Below are 25,530 nucleotides of genomic sequence, written 5' to 3'. Positions count from 1 at the left end.
TTTACATTAACTCAATTTCATGTTTGGGAGCCGATACTAAGATCGAATGCCCGGTGGTGAATTTGGTTTCTACCAGCGATGTTAACTGATCCGGATTTACCGCGAATATTTTCTCCCCGCTTTCGGTTTCGGTGTATTGCTGCATAATCAAGTCCACGACATAATCCACGTAATCGCGTTGATCAATAAAATTAATAATAGACGAAGCGTAGATTTTGGCCGAAAAAGATAAAGCATTCGCATTACCACTTGCCCAGGGAGTTAAAAACTGAATTAAATCTTCGTTTAGGCGCTGTAAATAATACCCCTGATCAACCCCCGTATAAAATTTAACTTTGCACCGGATCAATATCTGGTCTAACTGCGGATTTTGGGCGTGTACTTTCACGAACGGCGAAGAACAGGCACTTAGTAATTCTTCTATTTTCCGGAGATCGATGTAACTGGTTTTCGGAATAAGCACGTTGCTGCCGTAGTAGTTTTTATTGCGTAAATCCGAAACGGGCACAACGGTTACGTGCCCGGTTACAAACTGGCCGTTGTGGTAATTATTCAGGCATTTTACTTTAAAAACCGCAGAAAAATTTTGCAGCACTAGGCGTTCGTAATCCCAGTTGGTAATGGCCCGGCCTTTGTGGCGCAAACGTTCACTCACCCGCACATAATACGTGGAACTGTTCTCCTGCACTTGCCCCAGGAAAGAGGCTACCGGCTGACTTACTTTTTTAATTTGCGGATTTTGATCTACCAGGCTTTTAATTTTGTTCGCTTCTAGCGGCAATGCCAGGTGCCGCGGATCGTTGTCCTGATCTTTAAAGGTAACCCGCACAACTTGAGCTTTTAAACTTACCAGCCGCGGAAAAGCATCCGGATCGCGGGCTACACTGGCGCATAACCAAAACAAACCATTGGCTGCGAAAAGATTACCTACGTTATTGGCCGCCGATGGAATGGAAAATTGCAGGAGGCCGGTAGTTTGCAAGCCATAGGTGCTATCCGAAATAATAGCTTCGTCTTTTAACTGGAGCCATTCGTAATTATGCAAATACCACCAATGGACCTTAGGTGGTTTTTTATCGTTTAACCGGGAACCTTCCGCTACCTGCACCAACACCGACAAATTTTGCGGAGGTACTAAATCCCGGACTCCTATAAACAGCATTCCCGGCATTATATCGGGACGGTTAGGATTATCTAAAATAGACTGCGGAAAAATGGAGGCGGTTTTTAAGAGTTTCCCGGTGGGTAAAGCTCCCTGATTACTATAACCCGCTACCTTAATGGGAAAAACGCCAAGCGGGGTAATGTGAAAAAACTCATCGCCTTCGGCAGAAGATTTACTGGCCGTATAGCTAAGGGAAATGGCGTTTACCACTGGCGCATAAGGAGGTGGTGGTATTTCGTTGGCCGAAAGCAAAATGGCAATTTTCCGGGCAATCATGTCGTTGATTACCTCGTTGGCTTCGTTAAATTCCTGGGTGAGTAAAGCGGCCACGGTCTCCGGGTCCGGAAGCCGGTTAGTTTCCCGAAAAGTGAGAATCTCGTCTACCACGTTGGCGACCGTTTTATTTATGGCGTTGTTGGCTTCGTTCATGATAACTCCCACCAATTCCTGGTCCGAAGGCAAAATAAAATCAGCGCTGGTATTTACTTTATCTTTTACTCGATCCACTACCTGGTCGGTATCCTGCATGTCTTGGTCGTAGTGAATTTCTTTATCAATTAACCTTACTTTTTTCAGGAACCGTAAAATGCGCTCGATGTAGTTTTCGTCGTTCACCAGCACCCGGTCCTGATCCGCTGGTGCGGTTTCTTCGGCTTCGGCGGTAGTTGGCGGGGGTTTACGGGTAATAACGTTGCTGCCGTTTATGCGCCGGATTAATTCGCTCAGGCCGTTGGTCATCATGGTGCGGGCCTGGTCGTTGTTTTTAACTTTTTCTAAAATATCGTATACTACTACCCGCAACGAACCTTGGCGCTGGTTAATATCATCGGGCAGTTTAATGGAGATAACCGAATCGTGCAGTTGCTTTTTTACAATTTTGTAAAAATCCACCGATCCGTATTTGGAGGCCGCTTTTTCCATCATGGCCGTAGTAATTAACTGCGGATAGATGCCATGCCCAAAATCCGGGTAATTGAGCTTGAGCATTAATGTACCGTCCTGCCGTTCGTTATCAATGGAAATTTCGCTATCGGCTGAATCTGCTTCGGTAACCTGTTTCAGTTTACTAAAATCGAGGCGAATGGTCCGGTATTTAGGATCAATGGAGTCTTTATCAATTACCGAAACATCGTTGATTTTCTGCCAACGCTTGTTTTTTAAAACACTAAAAGCCGCTTTAAACTTATTTGAATCGTAGGGCGGTAAATACTTATTATAATAGGCTCTGAAGTTATCGGGTAAAAGCCACTCCAGATTTACGGTGAGCTTATCAATATTTTTGTGATACAAATCTTTGCAGCCAATGTAAAAAGCGGAGCCTACTTTGGGTATGGCGGTAAAGGGATAGAATGGTTTTTTACTATCCAGGGTGGCTTCGGTGTTTTCTAAAACTAAATCTTTTACGCCATCTAAACTGAACGAAGCATTTAAACTACCCACCTGCACCCGGATGGTAGATTGAGTAATTTTTAAATTTTGTAAGGTATTAAGCTGCTGAACACTATCTTGAAAATTACTGTATTGCGGATCTTCGGGTAATAATTGCCGACGGGGGTATTTTAATACATATTGCGCCACCGGCAAAGTTGTGTTAAAATTGCCCGCGTGAAGAGTTGGATCAAACGCCACAATAGCCGATTTCTGAGTAAGGGCAACGCTAAAATTTAATTCTAAAGTAGTAGGGCTGGTGCGAGTTAAAGAATTAATAAAAATACCACTTTTCGGATCGTCGCTGTTGAGCCAGCCTTTTTCGCCGGTTAACAGTAGGCGCAACAAGCGGGTATTAAATTGCTCATAAGCAATAGGTTCTTCTGAAGTGAACGTTACTACAACATTTCTTTCGCCTTTTGACAGGTAAAATTGCGTCGATGCCATGCCAAAACCAATCTCGGCTGTATTTGCCACTTTTGGTTCGCCAAACATTTTCCAGGAAGGAGCAACTTCTTCGGTCGCGTTAGCATCACTGGTTATTGACTCGGTATAATAATTAAGCGTTTGCTTATCGGCATTTTGTTGAATAAAAATTGTTTCTACGGCGGCAATCTGCGCTTTATTTACCAGTATATCTTCGTCTGTTTCATAGTGGAGCTCGTTATTATATTTGTCTTTTCCGGCCAGTAAAGCGGTGCCTTTTTTTACCGGGCTAAATTCAAAGCCTTTGGCCAGCTCCAATACCACGTACGTTTTGTCGGGAACGGCTAATTTGGTTTTTATGCGCAGCACATCTTTGTAATAAAAATCCAGGTGTTTTTGCGGAAGTTTATTTAGTTCTTGCCGGGCATAGCCGAAGAGTTTGATAAAAGAAATAAACAAAGCCATGTGCGGCAAATGATCTTGTTTCTGGTGAATAGCTTCTTCGAAATAGCTTTGGCTGTTGTTCACAATATTTTCGGTAGCGTGGTAAATGGCATCGAAAATTTTATTCAGCCGCAGGGCGGCGCTTCTGAGTTTTTCTTCGTCGTTGGTACCGGCAAAGAGCCGTTCGCGCGCCCGGATATTTTCCCGGTCGGTTACATCCCAAACGTTATCCTGGTTTATTATCTCATTTACTTTTTCCAGCAATGCAGGACTGGTAAAGGTCCGGCCGGAGAGGCCGTATTTTTGCAGGATTTCGTTTATTTCCCGTTCATTCGCGTTGGGCTGGTTGTGCGTAGAAAAGAAATCTACTTTAAAGTCGGCGAGGCGGTAATTTTTCCCGGTCAGGTTACGCGCGTACAATATCATTTCCTGCAAGCTTTCCAGTTCGCGCCGCAGGTAAGAGCCAATGTATAGTTTAAGATCGAAATTTAAGGTACTATCCAGCGCCGAAGCATAGTACCAACTATTTATTTTTTTAAACCGGGCAAAAGTAAATTCTAATAGATCAATAAAGTTGGCCAGCAGTGGCTCCTGGTTAAAGAATTCCTGTAACTGGTCGTAGGTTTCTTTGTAATACTTTACATTTTTAGTGGCAATGTTGGCCAGTAGCAAAACAATATCGTTCTTAAAAAAATATTCCCAACTTTCGGTCAGGTTGTCGTTTTCGCCGTTGGCATGCACGTACCAAACTTGTTTGGCGTAACGCTGCGCGTAAGAGATGAAGTCTTGTAATTTCCGGTCGTCGATTAAAACGGATTGCGGGTCCAGCGCGGGCAAATACCTTTCGTACCGGGAGGTGCCTTCCTGTTTTAATATATTGCCGATGCTTCTCAGATCTTTGTTCACGGTTGGTTGAAAGGTTGAAAAGTTGGAAGGTTTAAAAGTTGAAATTTAAGTTTTAAAGCGAGCGCCCTTGCTCTTGTTGGTTATGGTCCACCTTTAACTGCTAGTGATTTAAATACTGTTATCTTCTTAAACAGCGTACAACTTGCCTGTTCAAAAAACATCTCATTCAGTTCGTATCAAGTACGTCAGCTTATTCATACTTTTTCAACCTTCTAACCTTCTAACTTTCAACCTGCAACCTAATACTACCATTCTAAGTTCGTCGCCTCCTTCAAGTAGAAAGGATAGACGTAATTGTAGCGGTTATTCGTAGCGGTAATCTTGTATTCAATGGTTATATCCAGTCGAGCTGGTTCGGCGGCGGAAGGTTGGATTTCGATGTCAGTTACCACAATGCGCGGTTCGTTGAACAAAATTTCGTCGCGCACAATGGCCTCCATATAGGTTAAAGTACTTTTATTCATGGGCATAAATAGAAAAGTTGCCAACGAAGAACCGTACCGGGAATGCATAATACGCTCCCCTACCCGCGTAGCAAACAATACTTCCAAACTATTCCGGATATCTTCGTGGCCGGTTAATAGCACTACGGTTTTCAGATCTTTATTAAACTCTACCGGAAATTTCCAGCCGGTCCCCGTAAAATTTTGCAGATAAGTTTCCATCGTTTAACCTCCAATGTTTACGGTTACACAACCCAATACTATTATTCCCCCGTGCGCGGTATTATCGCCCATGCGCGCCGCCGGCTTTTTCCCAATGAGCACCGTAGCCGAACCTTTAATAATTGAATCGGGACCGCCGGCACAAACCAGCATATCTCCCACCGTAGCAGCCGGTAAGCCCCCAATAAATACCGTTGGGTTACCGGGTGGCAAAATGGGTCCACCCACGTGCGGAACCAAACCGGTTACCATGGGACAAGTATGCATATCGGTAATTCTGGCGGCAAAAGGCATTTTTTTGTTTATTAAGGTTTGACCCCTCCCCCTGCGGAACCTCCCCTAAAAACAGGAAAGGAGAGGCGGCATTTCTATTTAAAACCTGTTCTCTTTAAAGCTTAATAAGTCTTACGGTACATTTTCAACTCACCCCGCTCAAACACTAAATCGTCAGGCTCTACATGTGGCTAAGGTTAATCGTTTACCAGCCAGTCTGAGTAAAATATTGCTGATTAAATCTTTCATATTTGTACATACAGTTTATTATTAGTATATGGTAATTGTTTATAAAGCTCTCCCCCTAAGTTTAGGAGGAACAGAAATTTTTGGTTTTTACTGCTAGCTATTTCAGATCAATAATTTGAGTTTATCAATAAGTTCTTAAAACCTTATAAACTCCAACGTTTTTACCTGTAACTTTTAAACCATTCCACTTTCCAACCTTCCAACTAATTAATATTTACAATTGAGCCTTTAACTACCGTTTGACCGGAGGACTGAAGCGAGGCAGTGGCGCTGCCTTCGGCGCTAAATTTAGCAGTGGCTTTGCCGTTGATATTGGCAGCTTCCATTTTTATGGTACCACTAGCCGTTTTTAACACAATGTCTTTCGCGCTCTCTATTTTTATTCCGGCGGAATCCAGCGTAATTTTATTGTTGTTTTGATCGGAAAGTACAATGGCGTCTTTGTCGTCGTTTATTTCTATCTTCTTGCCTTTCGGGGTTTCCAGGTTTATTATCTTTTTTTCATCGTTAAACGTTAGTTTCATTTTGCTCCGAGTAACAAAGCCTTTGTCGTGGTTGGTGTCTTTGGCCGAAATGGGAGCGGGGTTTTTACTACTGTTTAACATGCCCAGAATAACCGGGTAACGCGGGTCGTCATTTAAAAAACCGACTACTACTTCGTCGTTAATTTCGGGCCGGAAAAAGGCGCCTCTCTCCTTGCCGGCATCCAGACTGGCTATACGGGCCCAAATCGCTTCTTTGCGGTCAATTAAAGGCAGTTGAATTTTTATCCGGTCTTGTTGCTCGGGATCATCTTCCAGTTGCGTAACTAAGGCAATTTGTAACCCATTAATGCCGGGAATTAAACCGGCGGCCGGTTTTTCCAGAATATCTTCGCGCTGGTAAAACCAGTTTTCGGGCAAGCCAAACTGAATATCAGTTTCCCAAACGGATAGTTCGTAACTGTGCCGGATGCCCGTAATGAAAACGTTACCATTAAATCTTTTGCTAAAGCCGTTTAATTTTAAAACTTGGCCGGGTTTTAATTCGGTAGTTCCTTTTAATTTAATGCGCCCAATGGTTTTGGCTAAGCGGCTTTTTAATAAGCGGGCTTCGCTCCAGGCTTTTAGTTCGTCGGTCGTTAAACTACCCCCGTGCACCAGATTATCTTCCTGCCGGTTTACGGCTTCGGCTAACTGGTCGGCTTTCAGGTTACCGTTTTCTTTAAAGCTTACCTTGGCCTCCGGCGATTCTTCTATTTTCTGATCTTTAACATTCCAGGCCTGGGCTTTTACTTGTTTAAGCTGCGAACCGGCGTCTATCTCACTTTCAAATTCAATCACATCTACCCCGTAAGTAATATCTTTGGCGGGTTCCTGGTTGGTATTGGGTTTTTGAATCAGTAATTTATTATCGTCCGGCAAAACCAACAACCCGTTCATTTCGGCCCGGGCTACCACAAAATCCCAATCCACGGCATTGTATTGCACCATCTGCGCGTGTTTTACGGGTGTATCGTCCATTACCAGATCACCCCCGCTCAGGCCGGCCCGCTTGGTTATTTTCTGAATAATTTCTTTATCCGTTTGCTCGAGGTAACAAAAGTTTTTGCGGCCGGCTACCAGTTTAATGGCTTTATCTTTGGCTTCAATGGTGAGAAAAGACTTTTTGTTTTTACCCGAACGCAGGGCGTGTTTAATAATCAAACCTTTAAAAACCGTTTTAGCCTGTTCGTGGTAACCCATCGCGATTTCTATTTCGCTGCCAGGAACCAAAGCATCTTCTTTACTGCTGATTTCAAAATCCTGCTTGGCCGGATCGCCATCCGAAAGCGTTACTTTGGCATACGCTATTTTATTAAAACTTTTAAATACAGTTAACCCTACCAGAGCGTATTCGCCGTTCATATCGGTGCCATTCAACTTTATTTTAAAGTTTACCAGATCCGTGGGCTGCTCGCGGGTGGCTAAGGCATTACCGTTCTCGTTAGGCATCTTTCTCGATCATTGGGGGCAATACTAAGGTTACGCCGGGGGGTAGGTTTCTAAAATTTTTGAGTTTGTTTACCCGGGCCAACTGTAAATAATAAGTTGAATCTTCGTAGTTGTTGCGCGCAATTAGCGGTAAAATATCGCCTTCGCGCACCACCTGGTATTTGGTGAGGTCCGGCGATTCGAGCCTCGATTGCCGGCCACCTTTCCCGGGACCAATCCGTTCCAGAAAATTGCAGGTAACTTTGGCGCGTAAGGGCGTTCCATCGGCATCGAAAAGATTATAAGTGATATTTAAAGCGGTAATAACACATTCCAACCGAAACGTACCCCACAACAAAGCCAGGTAATTGGGCCGGTGAATATCGCCGTTAATACCGCTGCCGGTCACTTCCCGTAATTTGCTAATCTGCGTTTTTACGTAATCGTGTTTTTTGCTTTTAAAGTCGTTTTTCTTTTCCTGCGATAAATTCCCCACGGCTACGCCGGTGCCATCGATGGTAAACTCCAAACTAAACTCTAGGGGCGGGATTTTCTCAAAAACCGGATCGCCGCCGGTTTGTCCTTTGGCGTCGGGTTGCTTGTACTCAATTTTATTGCTGACCGCAAACGTGTTCGGGTTAAAATCCACCGAAAAACTGCCGATTTCTTTCGACGGATCGCTGTCTTTGGGCTTGCCGTAAGCAATTATTTTTAAGTTGGTTTCGGCCATTACCGTTGCTTTTTATCGTTGAGCATTTCCAGAACTAAGGCGGCGCACTCCCGAACTATTTCGTCTTTATTTACCGCGGCCGGAGCGGCGGGGGCATTCCCTCCTTTTTTTTCAGGAACCGCGCTCTCCGTAATGTTGGCCCGAATAATCATCTCATTAATCTGTACCGGCATTTTTTAGTTAGAAAGTTTAAAGGTTAAAAGGTTTGAAGGTTGCAGGTTACAAGTTGCAGGTTGATTCCGTTGGAACCATGGTCAAATTTTATTAAACTATGCCGCTTAGCTGGCGCGAGTGTCTTCGTTCGTAGCTACCATCTGGTAGGCCTTTGGCCGGGCAAAACGATAAATCTTTCTCAAATCAATTCAGCAACAATTTACTACCGGCCAGAGGCCGGACGATGGGCATCACGAGCGAAGCGTGCTCGCGATAGGAATAATCGTTTTAAAACCACCTAATTTTCTAACTTGCTAACCTTCCAACTTTTCAACTTTCAAACCTTGAAACCTATTTCCGGGAAAAGTATTGGTAAGCCAGTTCGATGGTTTCTACCACTATAGAATTTTCCAAAGCTTTAAAATCAGAAATTACCCATTTAACCGGATACGCTTGCCGGAATTCCCAGGAACTGAGCACCTCGTGTTTTTCATTCAGCAAATGAACACTAATATCAACCGGCTGAAATTCAAAGTTTTCGATTGCGTTCCGGAACCATTTAATCAAGCCGGAGTCGTTTAACATGCCGCGCTTTAATACTACATTGGCGTATTTGGCGCGGGTAGGTAAACGGTAGGTAAACCGGTTTTCGCCCCCTACGGTTAATTCCTCCACTCCTATCTCCGCGGTTAACCCGGTCACTTCCTGAAACCGCATGTCTTTATCGCCCGCCCCCACCCCTGGTATATCTACTTTAAAATGAAAACCTACCGGGGGATAATATGCAGCCATAATTCTGAGAAAAGCACGCTTAAGTCAACTACATTCGGTTAACTTAGTCGTTTTGCAGGGTTACCCCTTCGTGAGCAATTTCGATGGATTCAACGGCTACTTCGTTGCCATTCGCTTTTAAACCCGGACCCTCTACTTTTACCGGCCAGCAATTATGCGCTTTCCAGACCATTACCGGTTCATGATTTTCGTTCAGCAGGTTAATGGTTAAATCGCGCCGCTCCACCGTACCTAAATTGCTCACGGTTTTTAACCAGGTAAAGAAATCGTTATCGCCTTTGATAACCCCCCGCTTCAGGGTAATATTATTGTATTTGCGCAAGCCGGGCATTTTAATCGTGGAAAAATCGTTGCTGCTGCCGTCGCGGTATTCAATTAACTGGGCTTCTTGCGTGAGACCGGAAACTTCGGAAAAACCAACATTTTTGCCGCCCCATTCTACCCGAAAGTGAAAGACGGCTAAGGGATATGCTGCCATATTTTATCTTTATAAAAAGTTTTAGCGATTATGATTTTTGAAGAAAATGCGAGAAGCGGATAATGATAAATTCAGCCGGCCGTACCGCGGCTAAACCAATTTCAATAATCATCCGGCCTTCTAAAATATCCATCGGCGACATGGTAGTGCCTAAGCCCACCCGCACGTAAAAAGCATCGTCGGGTTTTACTCCGGCCAGGGCGCCGTCTTTCCATTTTAACAGCAGGTAATTCTCGATCATGGCCCGTACCCGCACCCAGGTATTAATATCATTCGGTTCAAAAACAGCCCAGTACGTCGATTTTTTAATCGATTCTTCGACCATGTTAAAGAACCGGCGCACATTCACGTACCGCCATTCGTTATCGTTACCGGCTAGCGTGCGGGCGCCCCAAATTTTAGTACCCATGCCCACAAAAGAGCGGATGGCATTCACGGATTTACCGGCCACCACATCAATATTTAAATCCCGCTGGTCTTCGTCGGTGATCCGGGCCGCGGTGGAGGTAATATAATTTAAACTCACGTTGGCCGGCGCTTTCCAGACGCCCCGGGTACTATCTACCCCGGCGTACACGCCCGCCACCGCCGCGCAGGGAGTTAGTTGAACCCCCAGGTTGCTAATCAATTTTTTTATCTGGTTTTGCACGGCATTATTCTGATCTTGCCAGGTTTGCCGGCTAACTGCTTTGCCGGCGGCATCAGCGGCGGCCTGGGCGGTGGTAGCTTTGCCTTCCAGGTCTTTCGCCCGGCGGTCGGCTTCCGTGAAAGCTTTTTTGGCCGCGGCATCCGCTCCCTCCGCATCCGCGGCTTGTTTCAGCCGGTCAGCTTCGGCGCGGGCGCTATCGGCGTCGCGCCGGGCTACTATCGCACTTTGGCGGGAATCTTCCACGGCCCGGGCCGCGGTATCATCACCAGCTAACAGCACGGTTACATCTTCCGGATTATAGCGGTAATCCAAACTGGTATTTAAATAAGGGTAATAAGCGGCTCCGTATTTTGTTTCCGTTAAATTAGCCGAAATGCGGTCTCTGAAAGCGGCAACTGAGGCTTGGGTATCGCCATTCACATTCAGTACATCCACAATAGTAAACCGGTCGCCTAAACGGGAGCACTCTAAAAGCGCATCGTTCATGAGGCTGTAATAATCATCGGGGTTCAGCAGGAATGGTGCATCCGGAAAAACCAATAATGTAGGCTCGTCTTCTTTCGAGCTAGCCCTTAGCGCTTCGCCGTAAGCTTCGCGGGGATTATTGGCGCTATCCGGGTACGTACCCGTGGAAACAATGTAACAAGGCCCGCCCCCGTTGGCAAAGTACAGCTGCAAAGCGTAGTACAATACATTTCTCGATTTAGCCGCCGGATCAATGGATACGCCAATTACTCTTGCTTCCAGCGGGTTATTGGCATTTTTTTCTACGGTTACCGAAATACTGCGCTCCAGTTCCCCGAATCCAAAATAATCCTGGTACTCGACCAGCGAAGAAATACGGGTAGGATCGTTGCGGGTACCTAATTCGGTGTAACCAATAAAGATGGGGATAGCCGTTTCCACTTCAGCCACCGACGGCGGCAAGGTGGTTATTTCTTCTATGTAAACCCCGGGCGTTTTATAACTTGTGGTTGCCATTTTTCATGAATTAGTATGGTGAATTAAATTTGAGACAATTACTTTGTTCGGGATGAGGCAAAAGAATAGCCGCATCAGTTGAAAACTGTTGAAAGAGGCCGAATAGCCCGCATGAATTACATTTAGGTTAGCCGATAATCAGGAACTGTTCGAGAAAGAAAAACTACCCGGGTTAGAAAAATGCTTCATAATAGTAGGAGAAACAAAGAGTAAAACGGAATAAAAAAGACTCGAATTCTGAGCTTCGGGGTGTTCTAGGGAAAAGAAACAGCTAAGCTTTCATTACTATACTGCTGTTTTGCCTTTACCTTTAATACTGCTAAGGTACAAGGTGGCGAAGCAGAAAAAAATACTGATTTTTCAGTATTTTTTGGGTAAGTCTAATATAATACCGGGTACATTCTCTTAATTATCAATTGCTTGTACTAGGTAATGTTGAGGCGAACTATAGGATAGTGACTTAGTAGGCAATTTTTAAACTAAGTAGATTGTAGATCTCATTGGGAAGAAGAGATGAAATAAATTGATGCGACCGTGATAAGTTTTCTGGCTTCTTGTTCGTAGAAAATATTATTTTAAGTTCTATAAAAGGTATTCTGGTTCGCCCGGCCAGAGACCCCAATAGTAGACACGAGCGGAGACGCTCGCGCCAGCTTTCTCAACAGACGACTTAATAGTTCTGACTTCTCTAATAAGCTTCTTAAATTATAAGTCCAACTTCATTGAAATTCTGTAAAAATTAAAATAATTAATCTCTTCCAGATTTACTTTCAAGTAAGGAGAATATCCAGGTTTAAACCGATTTTTCTTCTTTGCGGAATTCCCGGCGAATACCGAGCAGCAAATCTTCCTGGTACAGGGTTTGGTCGGGACGGCTTAGAGCTTTGAGGGAGGCAAATTGCACGATATTGAGGATAGAAGCGCCGCTTAATTCGTGGGCATCGGCTAGTTGCGCTAAGTTTAGTTGGTTATGAAATTGGATAGAAGTTGGAAGCGATTGCTGCCACAGTTTTAAGCGTTCCTGCGCGTTGGGCATCGGGAAATGCACGATGGAATGAAAACGACGAAGAAAGGCTTCGTCCATGTTGGCTTTATAATTCGAGGCCAAAATGAGTAATCCCCCAAAATCTTCGACCCGTTGCAATAAAAAAGATACTTCCTGGTTAGCGTATTTATCGTGGGAGCTTTGAACGTTCGTCCGTTTACCGAACAAGGCATCCGCTTCGTCGAAAAACAAAATCCAATCTTTGTGTTCGGCTCGGTCAAAAATTTTGCTCAGGTTTTTTTCGGTTTCGCCGATGTATTTAGATACTATCTGCGATAAATCCACGCGGTACACATCTTTGTTAAATTCTTTGCCCATGAGACCGGCGGTGAGGGTTTTGCCCGTACCGGGCGGCCCGTGAAATAAGACCCGGTAGCCTTGTTTAATTTTTCGCGACAAGTTGGCATCCGTCTCCAAAATAGCATGGTAGCGAAACCAACGCTTGATATCTTCTATTTGTTCGGCCGTGAAAGGATGCAATACCAGGTCGTCCCAATTCATTTTCGTTTGCACCAATTTAGCCGGAAAATCGGGGCTGAATTTTGGTTTTACATCGGTACCGCTTAACAGAGTATTTACCCATTCCAGCGCTAAGATAATCCGGCCGCTCATGCTGGGCTCTCCTTCCCGCACCGATTCTAACCAGATAATATCGTTTTGATAAAAAAAATGCTGCTCGTCGAACAAAGCCTGAACGACCAGCCGCTTGCTAATGTCCGTGCCGCCCAAAATAAATTGCGCGGTTTCGCCGGTAGGCAGAATACCCCGATGATTGGTTCCTTTTACGCCGCCAAACTCCGGAAAGTCGCCGCCAGTGGGTAAATGTTCCGCCATAATGGTCTCAAAGAAATTGGGCTGCAAATGGGGCACTAAAGCCAGTAGCAGTACAAAATATTCCTCCGTTGTTTTTAATTGGGGTATTAGCCGGATGATCTCATGTCTCGCTAAGATATTTGAGTAATTCTGCGTTAACCAATGATCAAAAGCTAAAGAATTTTGCTGAAAATAAGATTCTAACCGTTGAATAATGATCTGGCGTAAGTCAGTAATCATCTTTTCCAGAGCATGCGGGGCGACTATTTCAGGGTGAAGCACGTTTGACATTGTGGTAAGTTGCAGGTTACAAATTGGAAAGTTGAAAAGTTGCCAGGTTGGAAAGTTGCAGGTTATAGGTTGTAAGTTATAGGTTTCCGGTAAAAAGTAAGCATAAGATTAGGGCAATTGTTTGATCTGGTGTAGTTTATTGTGTTCTGTCAAAAAGAAAACTTATAAATGCCAACTTTCCAACCTGCAACTTGAAACCTGTAACCTAATACTTACTCATCGCATTTACAGGGAATTGTCGGATGAAATGGGTCTAGTTTGTCGCTTTTGGCGTTGGCCGCTTCTGTTCGTTTGGTATTTAAATCTTCGTGGATGGATTGAATATGCGCGTCCAGTCCACTCTGACAGCCCAGGTACTTATAAGGGGTTTTTACCTTGCCATTATAGGTCTTAAACGCGGCCACGTGCTTTAATTCGTGGTTCTTTAGGGTGGTGTTAATGAATTTAGCCACGGCTTTAGTTTCGCATTCGCTTAAACCATCGGGCACATCCGGCAACGTAACCACCGGGTTAGCTTTAAAGTCCGATAGTACGTTACCATTCGCCGAAACACAGTCATCGGGACAATCTTCACACTTCGTGGAGGGCGTGGTGGTGCCCGTAGAAGTATACGAATCGGTATAGTTGGCTTCGGTTTTACCTTCTACCTCTACTCCTTCGCAACCGTAGGCAATTTTATTTGGGGTATTTGTTGCCTTACCGTTACTGCTGCTAGTTTGGCTTTCGGCCATTCGATTCAAGGCTTTTTCGGTAGCTCTGCTTACCAGTTCCTGGTTATTATTCTTTTGCTGCACCACGTGGGTAAGCTCGTGGGCCAATAGTTTTTTTCCTGCCTGCGAATTCGGATTGTATTGCCCTTGATTAAACACGACATGATTATCTACCGCATACGCTTTCGCGTTCATATCTTTGGCGGATTGTTCGGCTTCAGTATTGGTATGGATTCTTACCTGGCTAAAATCGTAACCCATGCGCTGAGCAAAAAACTGCTGCGTTTCGGCGGGCAAAGCGCTGCCTTTGCTGCCAAGCGAAGCCACATAATTACTGGTTTGGGCTAAAGCAGTAGTAGATGTATTACTTTCTTTTTTATCTAATTTCTTTTCCTCGGGCGCCTCGTTTTTTTTAGCTAAGGTCTTTTCTTCTTTTTTCTCGTCCTGTTTTTGCAGTTTCTTTTCTTCTTTTTTCTCTTCTACCTTTTGAATCTTTTTTTCTTCTTCTTTCTTATCCGTCATTTTTTGCAGTTTTTTCTCCTCTTCTTTTTTGTCGCTCATTTTTTGGAGTTTCTTTTCTTCCTTTACATCGGTTTGGCGCCTTACTTTTTTGTCTTCGGCTGCGCAATGGTCACATTTCCGTTGAAGGGCTGCATTTGGTTTAAAGAAGCTCTGAGGCGAAGGGGCCGCAAAAAAAGCGGGCTCCTGTTGGTTGTCTTTTTTGGCGGTTTCCCGGGATCGGGATACCGGGCGGCGATAACGACGGGCATAAGCTAGTTTCATGATTATAAATATTTCTATTAAGTTTTCTTCACCAAAGCATTTAAATACTAAATCTTTATCTCAGTAAAATGAATACGATAAATAATACTGGTACAAACTATCGTGAGGAGCTTCCTTTAACTTAGTGACCTCCCGTAAAGCTTTCCTCTCTAACTCAATACTTGGTAAAAGCCAAAGCCCTTAGAAGTACCGGGTTTAACCGAAACTCCTTTTGAACGGTAATAAGCTCGTTTAAACTCTTCGTGCTCGGCAAAATTCCGGCTTAGCAAAAGATACTCCCGGATACTTATCAGTTCGTCTATTCCCTGGTCATTCGGTCTTTTAAGCCGGGATTTTAAGTTATTAGGTAAAAAATCAATTTTACTTCGGTCGTAAGTGGTATAAAGCCGGTTAACTTCCTGGTTAATCGAAGTGGAAGCCCAGGCTAAATTCGTTTGAGAATTAACTTGTCGCGAGGAGAATATACCATTTCGCAAGGTGCTGTGTTCTACGGTATGTTCCCATTGGTAATTATCATCGTTATTCAGCTGGAAGCCGCTTCGGCGGTAGTTCAACACTTTGTTGGCCTCCGCGTACGAATCCCAGGCCGTTTGAGCATTTAACTTCAGGAATTTCTCGTCCACCGGCATTTGAGAAGGTTGCGGAATTTTGCTGTAACTTTTACCGTAATCGATATATAAAAAGTTGGCGGTACCACCCGCTTCCGCCAAGTATAAAGCTTTTACTCTTTGTTCGGCATCATTTAATTCTTTTATTTCGTACTCCTTGCTGCCTTGTTTTACAAAATCACCTACCTGCACCGGCGCCGTAAGTACTTCGCGTTTCACGTCGTGTTCGGTTACGCCCACTTCGACCAATATTTCTATAATCTTATCTACTAGCCGGAATACTTCTCGTTGCGTAGCCGATTTTTCCTTTTCATCCGTGGATTGTTTCAGGCTATCTTTAAGTACATTCATAGCCGTATAAGTTTTCTCGGCGTCGGTAAGTTTTCTCCGGAAATTACTTTTTTTACTCCGGTCCATGGTATCATCATTACTCAATTCCGTCCGTCTGTCGGTTACGGCTTGCGCAAAGGTTTTAGGATTAGTGGCAATCATTAACTCTGGATTTTCAGGGTTACCAGCAAAGTAAATAGTGTGAGTAGCGGTGCCGCTGGTAAAAGTTTTCCGCAGACCTAACCAGTTTAGCAATCCTTTCACTCCTGTTTTTACGGCTCCTCCTACTCCTTTCACTAACCCAACTGCTTTTTGCAAAACCCAATCAATAGCTTTTTCTACTCTACCTTTTACGCGCATAATAATGTCTCTTATTTTGGCGGCAATATCGTTCAGATGCAAGAGGGCGGCCAGGAAACCAATAATAACCGGAATAGATTTAGCAAAGGCGCCTTCAATAGCTTTGGCCGCTCCATCAATGGCACCGGAGGCAATATTAGTTACGGCGTTTAAAATGGTATCCAATAATTCCATAATGCGGTCTTTAAACCGGACGAGCATCATCAGAAAATCGTAAATGGCCATGCACACTTTTATAAAAGCGCCTATTGGATTCAGCATGCTTAATAAGAAGGTGAGGGCGGCTTCAATTATTTTGGTTTGCAGGAAAGATTTAATGGCTTCCCACACTATTTCTTTAAAATCGCGGAGCTTTTCGTAGATGATATCCCAGATAACGCCTAAACCTTCCTTGTAAATTCGGGCTAACAATTCGCCGCCGCCCTCCAGCAACTCTACTTTTCTTTTGCCGAGCAAGGCCACCGCTCTTTCCCGAATGTGTTCTTTGGTAATGCCCATTACCTGCAAAGCCAAACTGAAAATAGCGGCCGGATCAAATTTTTTGGGAATTTCTAGACCGGCAATGCCTAAGTTAGTTTTCAGCCAATCCATTAACCCTTGTTCCAGGTAACCTAAGAAATTCTTTTTGAAATTGTTGAAGCCCAGGCTAAATGCTTTGCCCAGGTTATCGAAGAAACCACCCGGGTCGCTCAGCACTACACCAATAATAGAGGCTAATTTGGCAAAAATACTGGTAAACAAATTGGTCAAATCTTTTATTATCTGCCAGACTTTCTTCAAGAAGCCGATGGCCTTATCAATCAGGCCTTGATTGGCTTCCTTCATTTCGGTAATGCGGTCGTCCAGCTTTTTTACATTGTCCACGTATTTCTTAGCCAAGCCCTCTATTAACTCGTCCCGCTTGTCATTCACGCTTTGTTCCAGCGCCTCGAATTTATCCTGGATAGTAGAGGCAGCTTCTTTCCCTACCTCAACCAAGTCTTTGGGCAACTGACTCACATACTCGTCGATGGCTTTTTTTCCGTCGGTAATGGCTTGCTTGGCTTCGTTCAGCTTGGTGGTAACTGTATGCGCTACCTGGGTAATTACCTGATCCATTTTGTTCAGGTATAATTGCCGGCCTTGGGTATAAAACGCGTTTACCTCATCGGGCATCCCAAAGATTTTATCTTTCGCCCAGCGTAAACCACCCCAAAAGCCGGAGTAGCGCCGCCGTTTATAGGCGCTCATTCTTTCGGCCACATAATCTTCAAATTCTTTGCGAGCAGCTTCCGAACCCGCCTCAAATAGTTGGTTCGACTCGGTATCAGCCGCTTCTAAAGCTTTTTTTACTTTTTCTTCCGTCGCGGCGTATTTAGCTTCAATTTCTTTGGCTACGGCAGCCCGGCGTTCCTGGTCTTTTTGTTTAGTAGTTTGCTGATGCTGAACAACAGCATTGAAATTTTTACCCCGGGCAGTATGCATACTTGTTACCGAACGAATGGATTCTGCCTGCACAGTAGCCTTGGCCTGGTTCAGGAGTAAACCTTCGGCTTTGCGGTACTGTTGCGGTTTTTCGGCGGCATCTTTTTGGGCGCCTTTTTTTTCAGAGAGCGCGGCGGCAAAACTGGGTTCGTTACTCTTAGTTAATTGCTCTTCGGTAACGTTATGAGCTTTCATCTCATCATCTAAAGATTTACTTTGTTCCTGAAGAGAAATTTCGTTGTTCAATTTTGGTTTTGGTGCTGCGTCCTGGGCAACTGGTTTACCCGGGATTGTTCCCGGATGCGTAGGCGGCAAAGGCAGAGGTTTTTTAGAATCAGCCTCGTTTACTTGCAAGGGTTGTTCCGCTGCCTGCGTTACCGGACCGGTGGTGGCTTGTTTTTCGTGAGAGACTTTTTCTCCCATTACATTTTTGACTTCCCCAATTTTATTATTTTCTTTAAATTCGGTGGCTTCCTCTAAGGTTTCAGGGGTTATTTCCTCAATTTTCTTTAGCAAATCTGCTTTAAAAGATTTTTCATCAAAAGGTTTTTCGTTTTTTCCGGCCGCATCCAGGCCACCGGTTTTTCTTTCTTGCGCTTTGCTTTCTGCTTCTTTTGGCGCCGCCGGGGCTGCTTTTTGGGCATCCGTCGCTTTGGCGTCGGCGGGTTCGTGCTGTTTTTGATTTTTCGCGGCGGCTTTTGCTTTGCCTACGGCTTTTTGAAAAGCGGGGTCTTCTTCGGGAGTAGTAGGTGATTTCTTGGGATTAGCCTTAACGGATTTCACCGGTGGACCATCCAATTGATTGGGCCGGCGTTTGCCCTTGGGTTTAACGCTAACACCTTTTGCTGGTTTTACTTCTTTTTCTTTGGACGCGGCTTTATTTTTATCTTTTGCGGTTGTACGTTCCTTGTTTTCGGGTTGCTTACTTTTAGCGGGAGCACTGGTCGAATGGTCGGCTTGCCGGGCGGTATTAATCTGGTTTAGTAAACCGGGAATGGCAACAGACCGCTGCGCTAAGGAATGAGACACCTGTTTCGCCAGTAAGGCTCCACCTTCTTCGGTAGTTGGGGCATACCGCGCTGGTTCGAAACAAATATGCCCTCCTTGGGTAAAAGCCGGAACCCGCCGGGCCCGGCAGATAGCGGCGGCTTCGGCATCTACATGCACACGGATATCACGCACATCGGCTCCGTACGAATCCTGAAAAAATTCTTGGGCGTCGGCAGGTAAAGGCGAACCTCCTGATTTATTGGATATATCTACAGTTTCAGTTGATTGAGAAGTAGAAGTTTCGGCTGCCGGTGCCCGATATAATAAATCACTTTGCTTTCTGGAAATTTCCCGTTTTGTAACTAAGCTTGCTTGTGAAGGCAAGGCAAGTTTGCTAGTTGAAATAGCCTGAGCAGTTTGTTTGGTAGAGATATTTTTATTTTTATAACTGGAATTTTGCTGAATGGTGTGGGTAAGCTCATGCGCCAGTAAAGTGCAGCCTGAAGCAGAATCCGGGGAGAACTTACCTTGGTTAAAATAAATATCGTTGCCGTGCGCAAAAGCCTGCGCCTGAATGCTGGAGCTTAAGTTTTCTGCCGTTGAACCTGTATGAATCCGTACGCCACTGAAATCCGCCCCAAAGCGATTTTCCATAAACTGCCGGGTAGAATTGGGCAAGGCACTGCCTCCCCCTTTCGAAGCGGCTAAAGTTTGTTCAAATTTATCAACGTTATTTGGCGAACCCCGACCGCTATGCGGTTCTATCTCTGCTGGATAATACGAGCTGGTTTTTCTATTAACGGTATAATCTGCATTGGCCTTACTTCCCAAAATATCCTGCTGTTCCGCGGCTTTACGCGCTAAACGTTGAACCGTAGCCGATAATTTAGCAGCTAGTTTGGGTTCCGCTTCTTCTTTGGCTTGAATGGGAACTACCGTTGGTTCTTCCGGGTTCCTTTGAACTTCTTTCTCTTCTCTCCGAGCAAGTTTTTCTTCTTTTTTCTCTTCTACCGAGGCACTTACTACGGGTTCCGGCATCCGCATCACTTGTGCCGTTACGGCATCGGCTTCTTTTTCCTGCGGGTCGTCCGGACTGCTTACTTTTAATTTGGCTTGCACCGGCGCGTTAAAGAAAGCAGTATTCTCTGGTTTAGCCGTTTCCTTCCTACCGAAAAAACCTTCCTCGCCCGTCTTCTTAAAGAAGCTGGTATCCGCCGCTTTTTGCTGGATGGCGGGAGTAGATTTACTTGTTTTTTCGGTGGTAGAGAACATTTAAATAATAGAAATAATTTTTATAGTTTAATTGCTTTATACTTTTCTATAAAATTTTTAAAATCAAAATCTTCAAATACTTTATGCAGATTATTTTTCATCAACTTTGTATTTCCTGATTCCTTTTTCATTAGATAATCAAGCAAAACTTTTTGCCAGTATAAAAACCCTTTTGAAAGTATCATCATTTGAATATAACCTTCCAGGTCTAAATGCAAGGAAAAAGCTTCATTATGAAAATCATAGTAATACAAAACATGGTGCGGTTCTGACTTTGATTCTGTCGTATAAAAGCCGCAGCAAGCATCTTCACTAAATTGATCAAAAACCTTAAAGTACTTAAGAGAAGAATCGTCCTCAAAATAAATTACCTCTTTCCAATCTGATAAGACTTTTTCCGGCTGCAGTATTTTAACGGAACCCGCTACATCTGCTTCTAATTCAATGGTATTTTGCCAATCCAGACTATAAGATCCTACTTCTGAATAAAATTTTATAAAGGATGAATGTACATTCTTGCCGTTTTTCTTCAGAACATCTTTCGACTTCTCACTTGGTTCAGATAAAGTTTTATCCGTATAGTTCAAATTAAAATTCAAAGTAAATTCCTTGTTAAAATCTTTGATAACTTGTTTATATTCCATAAGCATAGATTTTAATTATAAGACAACATTCTTGTTATTTTTAAGCTCATCATTGATATAGTTTTTCTCAGCAGTTGTAAATTTCAAAACAACCGCGTCACCTTTTACTATTTGGTAATTAGCCAAGCCTTCATACGTGCCAAATCCTACTTCTGTCGTTTCAATTTTATGATCTACCATTCTCCATACTTTTTGCGCGAAACTTGCTTTGTTGCCGCTAAAATCAATTACATCCGCCAATTTAGCTCTATTTGCTCCCGTGGTAAGATTAACGGTTGGTAGCGGAATGGAATCCCCAACTTCGTAAGTAGAATAATCGGTTTCAATGGGATTATCCACGGTGCTAGTCACAATTTCTTTATCGTCTACCCACTTATTTCCTTCCTTTTTCATGGTATGGGCAGAACATTTTAATTGCTTACAGATCTTTGATTCCGCTGTAACAATATCCTTTACTTTTGAAAATTGCAGTTCGATGTCACTGATACGGGTAAACTTAGGTTTATCCCTGCTGGTTGGAACTTTGGCGGCATGAGTACCTCTTGGTTCTACCTTGTAGTGAATCACAGCGCTCATATCAAAGGCAGCTTTCACTAAACTTTCTACTGAACTAATATGATTGCTGTTTCCTTTGATAGATAAGGCGGTCATATTATTCCACTGGCCTGGCCCACCGAGATTGTCATTTAGCAAGTGTCCTCTAACATAGTAAAAACCATTACCTTTGGTTCGAAGAGCCAACTTATCAAATATTGGGTGCGCTTTCTTAGTAGGAGCCGAGCCTTTATCCGTAATAGCTGCTATTTTATAAATTCGTTTAGCTTCCATTTTGGTAGCAAATGTTGAATCATCGCCATTATGGCTAATTTCCCAATCCTTCGGTTTTTCCGAACCAAATAATGGTTTAGAAAGAACACCTAACTCATCCACTAATTTTTGAATGTCATCCGCTTTTTTTTGTTTGTTTTTCTCTTTTTGGGCGTCTGTGGTTCCTCCAATTTCATCTTGCTGTCTTCTTTCAATTTCTTTTGATTTCTTTCGAGCGTCGCTCAGCGCTTTTTCTTGAGCTTTGGTAAGTTTCTGACTACCTAACTCTTCTTCATACTTATCTAAAAACTTAGTATAGGGTTTAGGCTCACTCCTAATAATCAGGGTAGCATTTGATTCACTTCCTTCAAAATAAATGGTATGCTCTTCTTGATCTTCTGCTGTAAATTTAGTTTTGGCCTTCCACCATTCTAACAAGGCTTTCGCTGCTGCTCTTCCCAGTTCCACCACCTTCTCCACAATCGTTACCAACTTACCAATCAGCCAGGTAAGTCCGGCATCTACTTTTTCCCGTACCGTAGTTAAGGCATCGCGCAGGCGACTGCTCAGGTTTAAGCCAATCTGGTTCGCCAGGAAGCCAATAACAATGGGGACCCCGCGGCCCAAAGAATTTTCCAGGAAGTTAGCGGCTTTTTTGGTGGCGCCTTTGGCAATTTCCAAGGTTCCTTCCACGAACGAGTTTACAATTTCCAGCATTTGCCGCAAGTAACGAATAAAGCTTTGAATGGCTTTGTACAAGGCAATGGCGCTGTTAATCACGGCCATAATTCCGGTAGGATCTAACATGCTCAATACCTTCTGGATGGCTTTATTTATAATCTGATCCATCACAAAGCTTTTCACCGAATCGAGTACCAAATCCCACACGTTTGTTAACTTTTCTTTTATTTTTTCGACGATAACTACCATAAAGCCCCGCTTACGTACATCCTGCACAAATTCGTAGGCCTCACCGGCGGCATTCGCGATTTGCTCGGCTTTATCTATAAACTTGCGAATTTTATCTACTTTTTCTTTACCAATTTTTTCTTCCAGCTTTTTCCAGATTTTATCCATGGTAACATCCAACACGGCCAGCAGCCATTTAATAATGCCCATCACGGTAAAATCGGTAGGTATCGGGATACCGGCGGCTTGCACCTCCGACAGGAACCAGGCTTTCAATCCATTCCAAAGATGTGTCAGGATATTGCCGAAAAATTGCAGGAAACCTTCTTTAATAGCGCGCAGCAAATTCTTCAGGAAACCAATCGGATCGCGTTTAATCATCTCAATGGCCTGCATGGCCTTGGCCACGATATTCTGAATTAAATCAGTGGGGAACTGCATGACTTGCAGCAGAATATCTATTACAATCCGGATAATTTCTACCACAAAGGCAATCAAACGGCCAATAGGTTCGCCGAACCGGTCTAATATCCGCTGGAAGGCGGCAATAGGATTGGCTAAGTCGGCAAAGCTGAAAGAATTCCATAAATCCAGGAACAACTGCACGACATATTGCGGGGTCATATTTAATCGATCTACCGCTGCTTTCACGCGTTGTTCGGCCCGGGCAATAGCACCCGATTCCTTCATCTGATTAAATTGTTCTTCCCCGCCGTCCATGAGGCTCATAAAGCCATGAATCATATTTTCGACGGTGCGGGGAACGGTTTGGTTGGTAAAGGGATCTTTACCGATAATAACGGTTACCAAGCTGTAGCCTTTTACGGTTTTGGCCCAGGTACTTAAGCGGCTCATTAAGGCTTCTTTAATAAAGCCTAGAATAGCTACCAGGGCATCTCGTACAAAATCAAGCACTTGCCTTACAGGAGCGGCAAAGGTTTCGTAAATACGATTGAAAGTATCTACCGGGTGCAGTAAGCTTTCAATGGATACCACATTCCAGATTAAATTAAAATTACTGCGGATAGTAGCGTATAAATTGCCGAACACGGCAATACCCCGGTCGATCCAAGCGACGGCTTTTTGGAAAGTGCCGGTTTCCTGCATTTGTTTGCGTTGTTCCCGACCTTCTTCGCCGCCTAGCTCCAGCAAGGCATTTAATATATTCGTGCCGTTGCGCTCTACCGGTTCATCGGTTATCGGATCTTTCCCTAGAATAACTTTTAACAGTTCGTAGGCGGAAGTATGTTCTTTAATGAAGCTGACAATGTGGGTGAGCAGGAATTTTTTTATTATATCGAGCAGTTCGCCGGCGGCCCGGCGGGCAAAATCAATAATGTTGTTTAATGCTCTTTCGAGAATATTACCAAGGTTGCGGACAATAGCCATCGGGCCATCCAGAATGCTGCCCGCATCAATGGCATTCCAGGCATTGGTAAATTCTGACCGGACACTTTCAACAATGCCTTTTATGGTATCAATTTGGGTATCGATCCATGCGGCAGCCTGCTCCAGAATACCTAGTTCTTCTAATTTTTGTTTTAAGAGATTACCGCCCGGAATAATGTCTAAACCTGCTTCCAGGAAGTTGCGGCCACTGCGGGGGATTTCCTGACCCGTGATAGGGTCGTGGCCCAGAATAACACCTAAAGCCCGGTAACCGGGAATATACGAAGCAAACTGCCGTACTTTACCTAATAACCAACCTTTCGGGTCCGCTAAATCGGCTAGTCCGGGTAAATCCGTTAAAAATTCACTTACCCGCGCCAAAGCATTGTCGTACAAAGCGCATTGTACTACATTTTGGCTAGCATTTTGGGAAATCTGCCCAATGGGGGGCGCCCGCGAGCTTAAGCTATTTTCCGGAGCAGATATGGGCTGGGCACTTGTAGGAGAAATGGAAGGAACCGCTATGGAAGTTGGTTCTACCGACAAAGTACTATTTGGTTCTGTAGCAGACCTAAATGCTGTGCTTATTGCCGGGGTTTCGACTACTGGTTGTTTTTGAAGAAAGGGAGGCGAACTATCCGTTGCATTTTCTTTTTCCTGCGCTTCTTCTTTCGGCTGAATTTCTTCTATTGCGGTTCGTTCAGGAACAGCAGTATTCCCGGCTGGCTGTAATTTACCTTTGTGGTTTACCTGCCAAGTACTTAATTCTGTTTTTGTTGGTAAAGCACCTATTTCCGGCGCTTTTTTAGGTGTTAGGTCGGCTTCGTCTTTTAGCTGAATTTTTGGTTCCTGATGACAACTTGCCTCTTCCGGTGCTCTGATTGCCTGACCAGCAGATAAGTTAGAAGGTAACCGGGAAACTACCGGAGACGGAAAACTTTTCTTAGTAGCTACCGAACTCCTTTTAGCGGCAGGAACATTCGTTTTACTGGCACCCTGCTGAATGGTGTGGGTAAGCTCATGAGCCAGCAAAGTCCGGCCGGCAGTAGAGTCCGGGGAGAACTTACCTTTATTAAAATAAATATCGTTGCCGTGCGCAAAAGCCTGCGCCTGAATGCTGCTGCTTAAGCTCTCTGCCGTTGAACCTGTATGAATGCGAACGCCACTGAAATCGGCCTGGAAACGGTTTTCCATAAACTGCCGGGTAGAATCGGGCATAGCTGTGCCTTCCCCTTTCGAAGCAGCTAAGGTTTGTTCAAACGGAGCTGCTCCCGGCGGCGAACCTCGTCCGCTACGCTGTAGGATACTGGCAGGATAAAGTGGGTTATTTTTTCTGCTTACCGCATATTCTGTATCACTCTTATTCCCACTAGATTCCTGCTGTTCGGTGGCTTGTCGGGCCAATTTTATAGCCGAGGAAGATAACTTGGCTGCTAGTTTGGGCTCGGGTTCTTCTTTAGCCTGAATGCTATTAATTTCGGAAATTTCGGATTTACTTTGTACTTCTTCCTCTTCTTTACGAGCGAGTTTTTCTTCCTTTTTATTTTCTACCGAGGCACTTACTATGGGTTCCGGCATCCGCATCACTTGTTCCGCTACGGCATCGGCTTCTTTTTCCTGCGGGTCGTCCGGACTGCTTACTTTGAGTTTGGCTTGCACCGGAGCGTTAAAGAAAGAAGCATTTTCTGGTTTAGCCGTTTCCTTAGCACCGAAAAAACCTTCCTCGCCCGCCTTCTTAAAGAAGCTGGTACCCGCCGCTTTCTGTTGAATGGCGGGCGCGGATTTAACGGTTTTTTCGGCGGTAGAGAACATTTTTATTTTACC

14 protein-coding genes are annotated in these 25,530 nt (G+C 44.2%); all 14 read right to left on the bottom strand.

Annotated elements, in window-relative coordinates; all coding sequences use genetic code 11:
• Position 1 precedes the first annotated feature (1 nt).
• The 14 genes from AHMF7605_RS01750 to AHMF7605_RS01690 all read right to left on the bottom strand — a co-directional run bounded on the left by AHMF7605_RS01750 (position 2) and on the right by AHMF7605_RS01690 (position 25,518).
• Entirely contained in the window at positions 2–4,369 is a 4,368-nt protein-coding gene (locus AHMF7605_RS01750; RefSeq protein ID WP_106925854.1) for a hypothetical protein, read from the bottom strand.
• A gap of 245 nt (positions 4,370–4,614) precedes the next feature.
• Positions 4,615–5,034: a GPW/gp25 family protein gene (locus AHMF7605_RS01745; protein ID WP_106925852.1), complete on the bottom strand. Its 420-nt coding sequence runs from the start codon at positions 5,032–5,034 to the stop codon at positions 4,615–4,617.
• 3 nt (positions 5,035–5,037) lie between these two features.
• Entirely contained in the window at positions 5,038–5,328 is a 291-nt protein-coding gene (locus AHMF7605_RS01740; RefSeq protein WP_106925850.1) for a PAAR domain-containing protein, read from the bottom strand.
• Between the two features lie 431 nt (positions 5,329–5,759).
• Positions 5,760–7,529 carry a type VI secretion system tip protein VgrG gene (gene vgrG, locus AHMF7605_RS01735; RefSeq protein ID WP_106925848.1) on the bottom strand — a complete coding sequence of 590 codons (1,770 nt, stop codon included), beginning with the start codon at positions 7,527–7,529 and terminating at the stop codon, positions 5,760–5,762.
• Complete coding sequence (locus AHMF7605_RS01730) at positions 7,522–8,238, bottom strand: CIS tube protein (protein WP_106925846.1); 717 nt, start codon at positions 8,236–8,238, stop codon at positions 7,522–7,524. The genes vgrG and AHMF7605_RS01730 overlap by 8 nt, the downstream gene beginning before the upstream one ends.
• On the bottom strand, positions 8,238–8,411 hold the full coding sequence (locus tag AHMF7605_RS29595; protein ID WP_158267431.1) for a DUF5908 family protein: 174 nt from the start codon (positions 8,409–8,411) through the stop codon (positions 8,238–8,240). The genes AHMF7605_RS01730 and AHMF7605_RS29595 overlap by 1 nt, the downstream gene beginning before the upstream one ends.
• 331 nt (positions 8,412–8,742) lie before the next feature.
• The gene (locus tag AHMF7605_RS01725) at positions 8,743–9,183 is read right to left on the bottom strand and encodes a phage tail protein (RefSeq protein ID WP_106925844.1); all 441 of its coding nucleotides are present in this window, start codon (positions 9,181–9,183) and stop codon (positions 8,743–8,745) included.
• A gap of 43 nt (positions 9,184–9,226) precedes the next feature.
• Positions 9,227–9,661, bottom strand: coding sequence for a phage tail protein (locus AHMF7605_RS01720; protein ID WP_106925842.1), 435 nt, complete (start codon positions 9,659–9,661; stop codon positions 9,227–9,229).
• A 28-nt stretch (positions 9,662–9,689) separates the two neighbouring features.
• The gene (locus AHMF7605_RS01715; protein ID WP_106925840.1) at positions 9,690–11,291 is read right to left on the bottom strand and encodes a phage tail sheath family protein; all 1,602 of its coding nucleotides are present in this window, start codon (positions 11,289–11,291) and stop codon (positions 9,690–9,692) included.
• 793 nt (positions 11,292–12,084) lie between these two features.
• Positions 12,085–13,440 carry an ATP-binding protein gene (locus AHMF7605_RS01710; protein WP_106925838.1) on the bottom strand — a complete coding sequence of 452 codons (1,356 nt, stop codon included), beginning with the start codon at positions 13,438–13,440 and terminating at the stop codon, positions 12,085–12,087.
• Positions 13,441–13,652: 212 nt separating this feature from the next.
• On the bottom strand, positions 13,653–14,933 hold the full coding sequence (locus AHMF7605_RS01705) for an eCIS core domain-containing protein (protein WP_106925836.1): 1,281 nt from the start codon (positions 14,931–14,933) through the stop codon (positions 13,653–13,655).
• Positions 14,934–15,082: 149 nt separating this feature from the next.
• Positions 15,083–19,957 carry an eCIS core domain-containing protein gene (locus tag AHMF7605_RS01700; RefSeq protein WP_106925834.1) on the bottom strand — a complete coding sequence of 1,625 codons (4,875 nt, stop codon included), beginning with the start codon at positions 19,955–19,957 and terminating at the stop codon, positions 15,083–15,085.
• Between the two features lie 20 nt (positions 19,958–19,977).
• Positions 19,978–20,601 (bottom strand): hypothetical protein, encoded by a 624-nt coding sequence (locus AHMF7605_RS01695; RefSeq protein WP_106925832.1) that lies wholly within the window; start codon positions 20,599–20,601, stop codon positions 19,978–19,980.
• A 15-nt stretch (positions 20,602–20,616) separates the two neighbouring features.
• Positions 20,617–25,518: an eCIS core domain-containing protein gene (locus AHMF7605_RS01690; protein WP_199200177.1), complete on the bottom strand. Its 4,902-nt coding sequence runs from the start codon at positions 25,516–25,518 to the stop codon at positions 20,617–20,619.
• Positions 25,519–25,530: the final 12 nt, after the last annotated feature.

This window comes from Adhaeribacter arboris (genome assembly GCF_003023845.1).
Classification (GTDB): domain Bacteria; phylum Bacteroidota; class Bacteroidia; order Cytophagales; family Hymenobacteraceae; genus Adhaeribacter; species Adhaeribacter arboris.
This window is presented reverse-complemented; position numbering and strand designations above follow the sequence as displayed.

What these genes read in the sequence shown, in the direction of transcription:
- AHMF7605_RS01740 (WP_106925850.1), bottom strand. Translation starts at nt 5,328, where the DNA reads ATGCCTTTTGCCGCCAGAATTACCGATATGCATACTTGTCCCATGGTA.
- AHMF7605_RS01715 (WP_106925840.1), bottom strand. Translation starts at nt 11,291, where the DNA reads ATGGCAACCACAAGTTATAAAACGCCCGGGGTTTACATAGAAGAAATA.
- AHMF7605_RS29595 (WP_158267431.1), bottom strand. Translation starts at nt 8,411, where the DNA reads ATGCCGGTACAGATTAATGAGATGATTATTCGGGCCAACATTACGGAG.
- AHMF7605_RS01700 (WP_106925834.1), bottom strand. Translation starts at nt 19,957, where the DNA reads ATGTTCTCTACCACCGAAAAAACAAGTAAATCTACTCCCGCCATCCAG.
- AHMF7605_RS01725 (WP_106925844.1), bottom strand. Translation starts at nt 9,183, where the DNA reads ATGGCTGCATATTATCCCCCGGTAGGTTTTCATTTTAAAGTAGATATA.
- AHMF7605_RS01710 (WP_106925838.1), bottom strand. Translation starts at nt 13,440, where the DNA reads ATGTCAAACGTGCTTCACCCTGAAATAGTCGCCCCGCATGCTCTGGAA.
- vgrG (WP_106925848.1), bottom strand. Translation starts at nt 7,529, where the DNA reads ATGCCTAACGAGAACGGTAATGCCTTAGCCACCCGCGAGCAGCCCACG.
- AHMF7605_RS01745 (WP_106925852.1), bottom strand. Translation starts at nt 5,034, where the DNA reads ATGGAAACTTATCTGCAAAATTTTACGGGGACCGGCTGGAAATTTCCG.
- AHMF7605_RS01705 (WP_106925836.1), bottom strand. Translation starts at nt 14,933, where the DNA reads ATGAAACTAGCTTATGCCCGTCGTTATCGCCGCCCGGTATCCCGATCC.
- AHMF7605_RS01695 (WP_106925832.1), bottom strand. Translation starts at nt 20,601, where the DNA reads ATGGAATATAAACAAGTTATCAAAGATTTTAACAAGGAATTTACTTTG.
- AHMF7605_RS01690 (WP_199200177.1), bottom strand. Translation starts at nt 25,518, where the DNA reads ATGTTCTCTACCGCCGAAAAAACCGTTAAATCCGCGCCCGCCATTCAA.
- AHMF7605_RS01720 (WP_106925842.1), bottom strand. Translation starts at nt 9,661, where the DNA reads ATGGCAGCATATCCCTTAGCCGTCTTTCACTTTCGGGTAGAATGGGGC.
- AHMF7605_RS01730 (WP_106925846.1), bottom strand. Translation starts at nt 8,238, where the DNA reads ATGGCCGAAACCAACTTAAAAATAATTGCTTACGGCAAGCCCAAAGAC.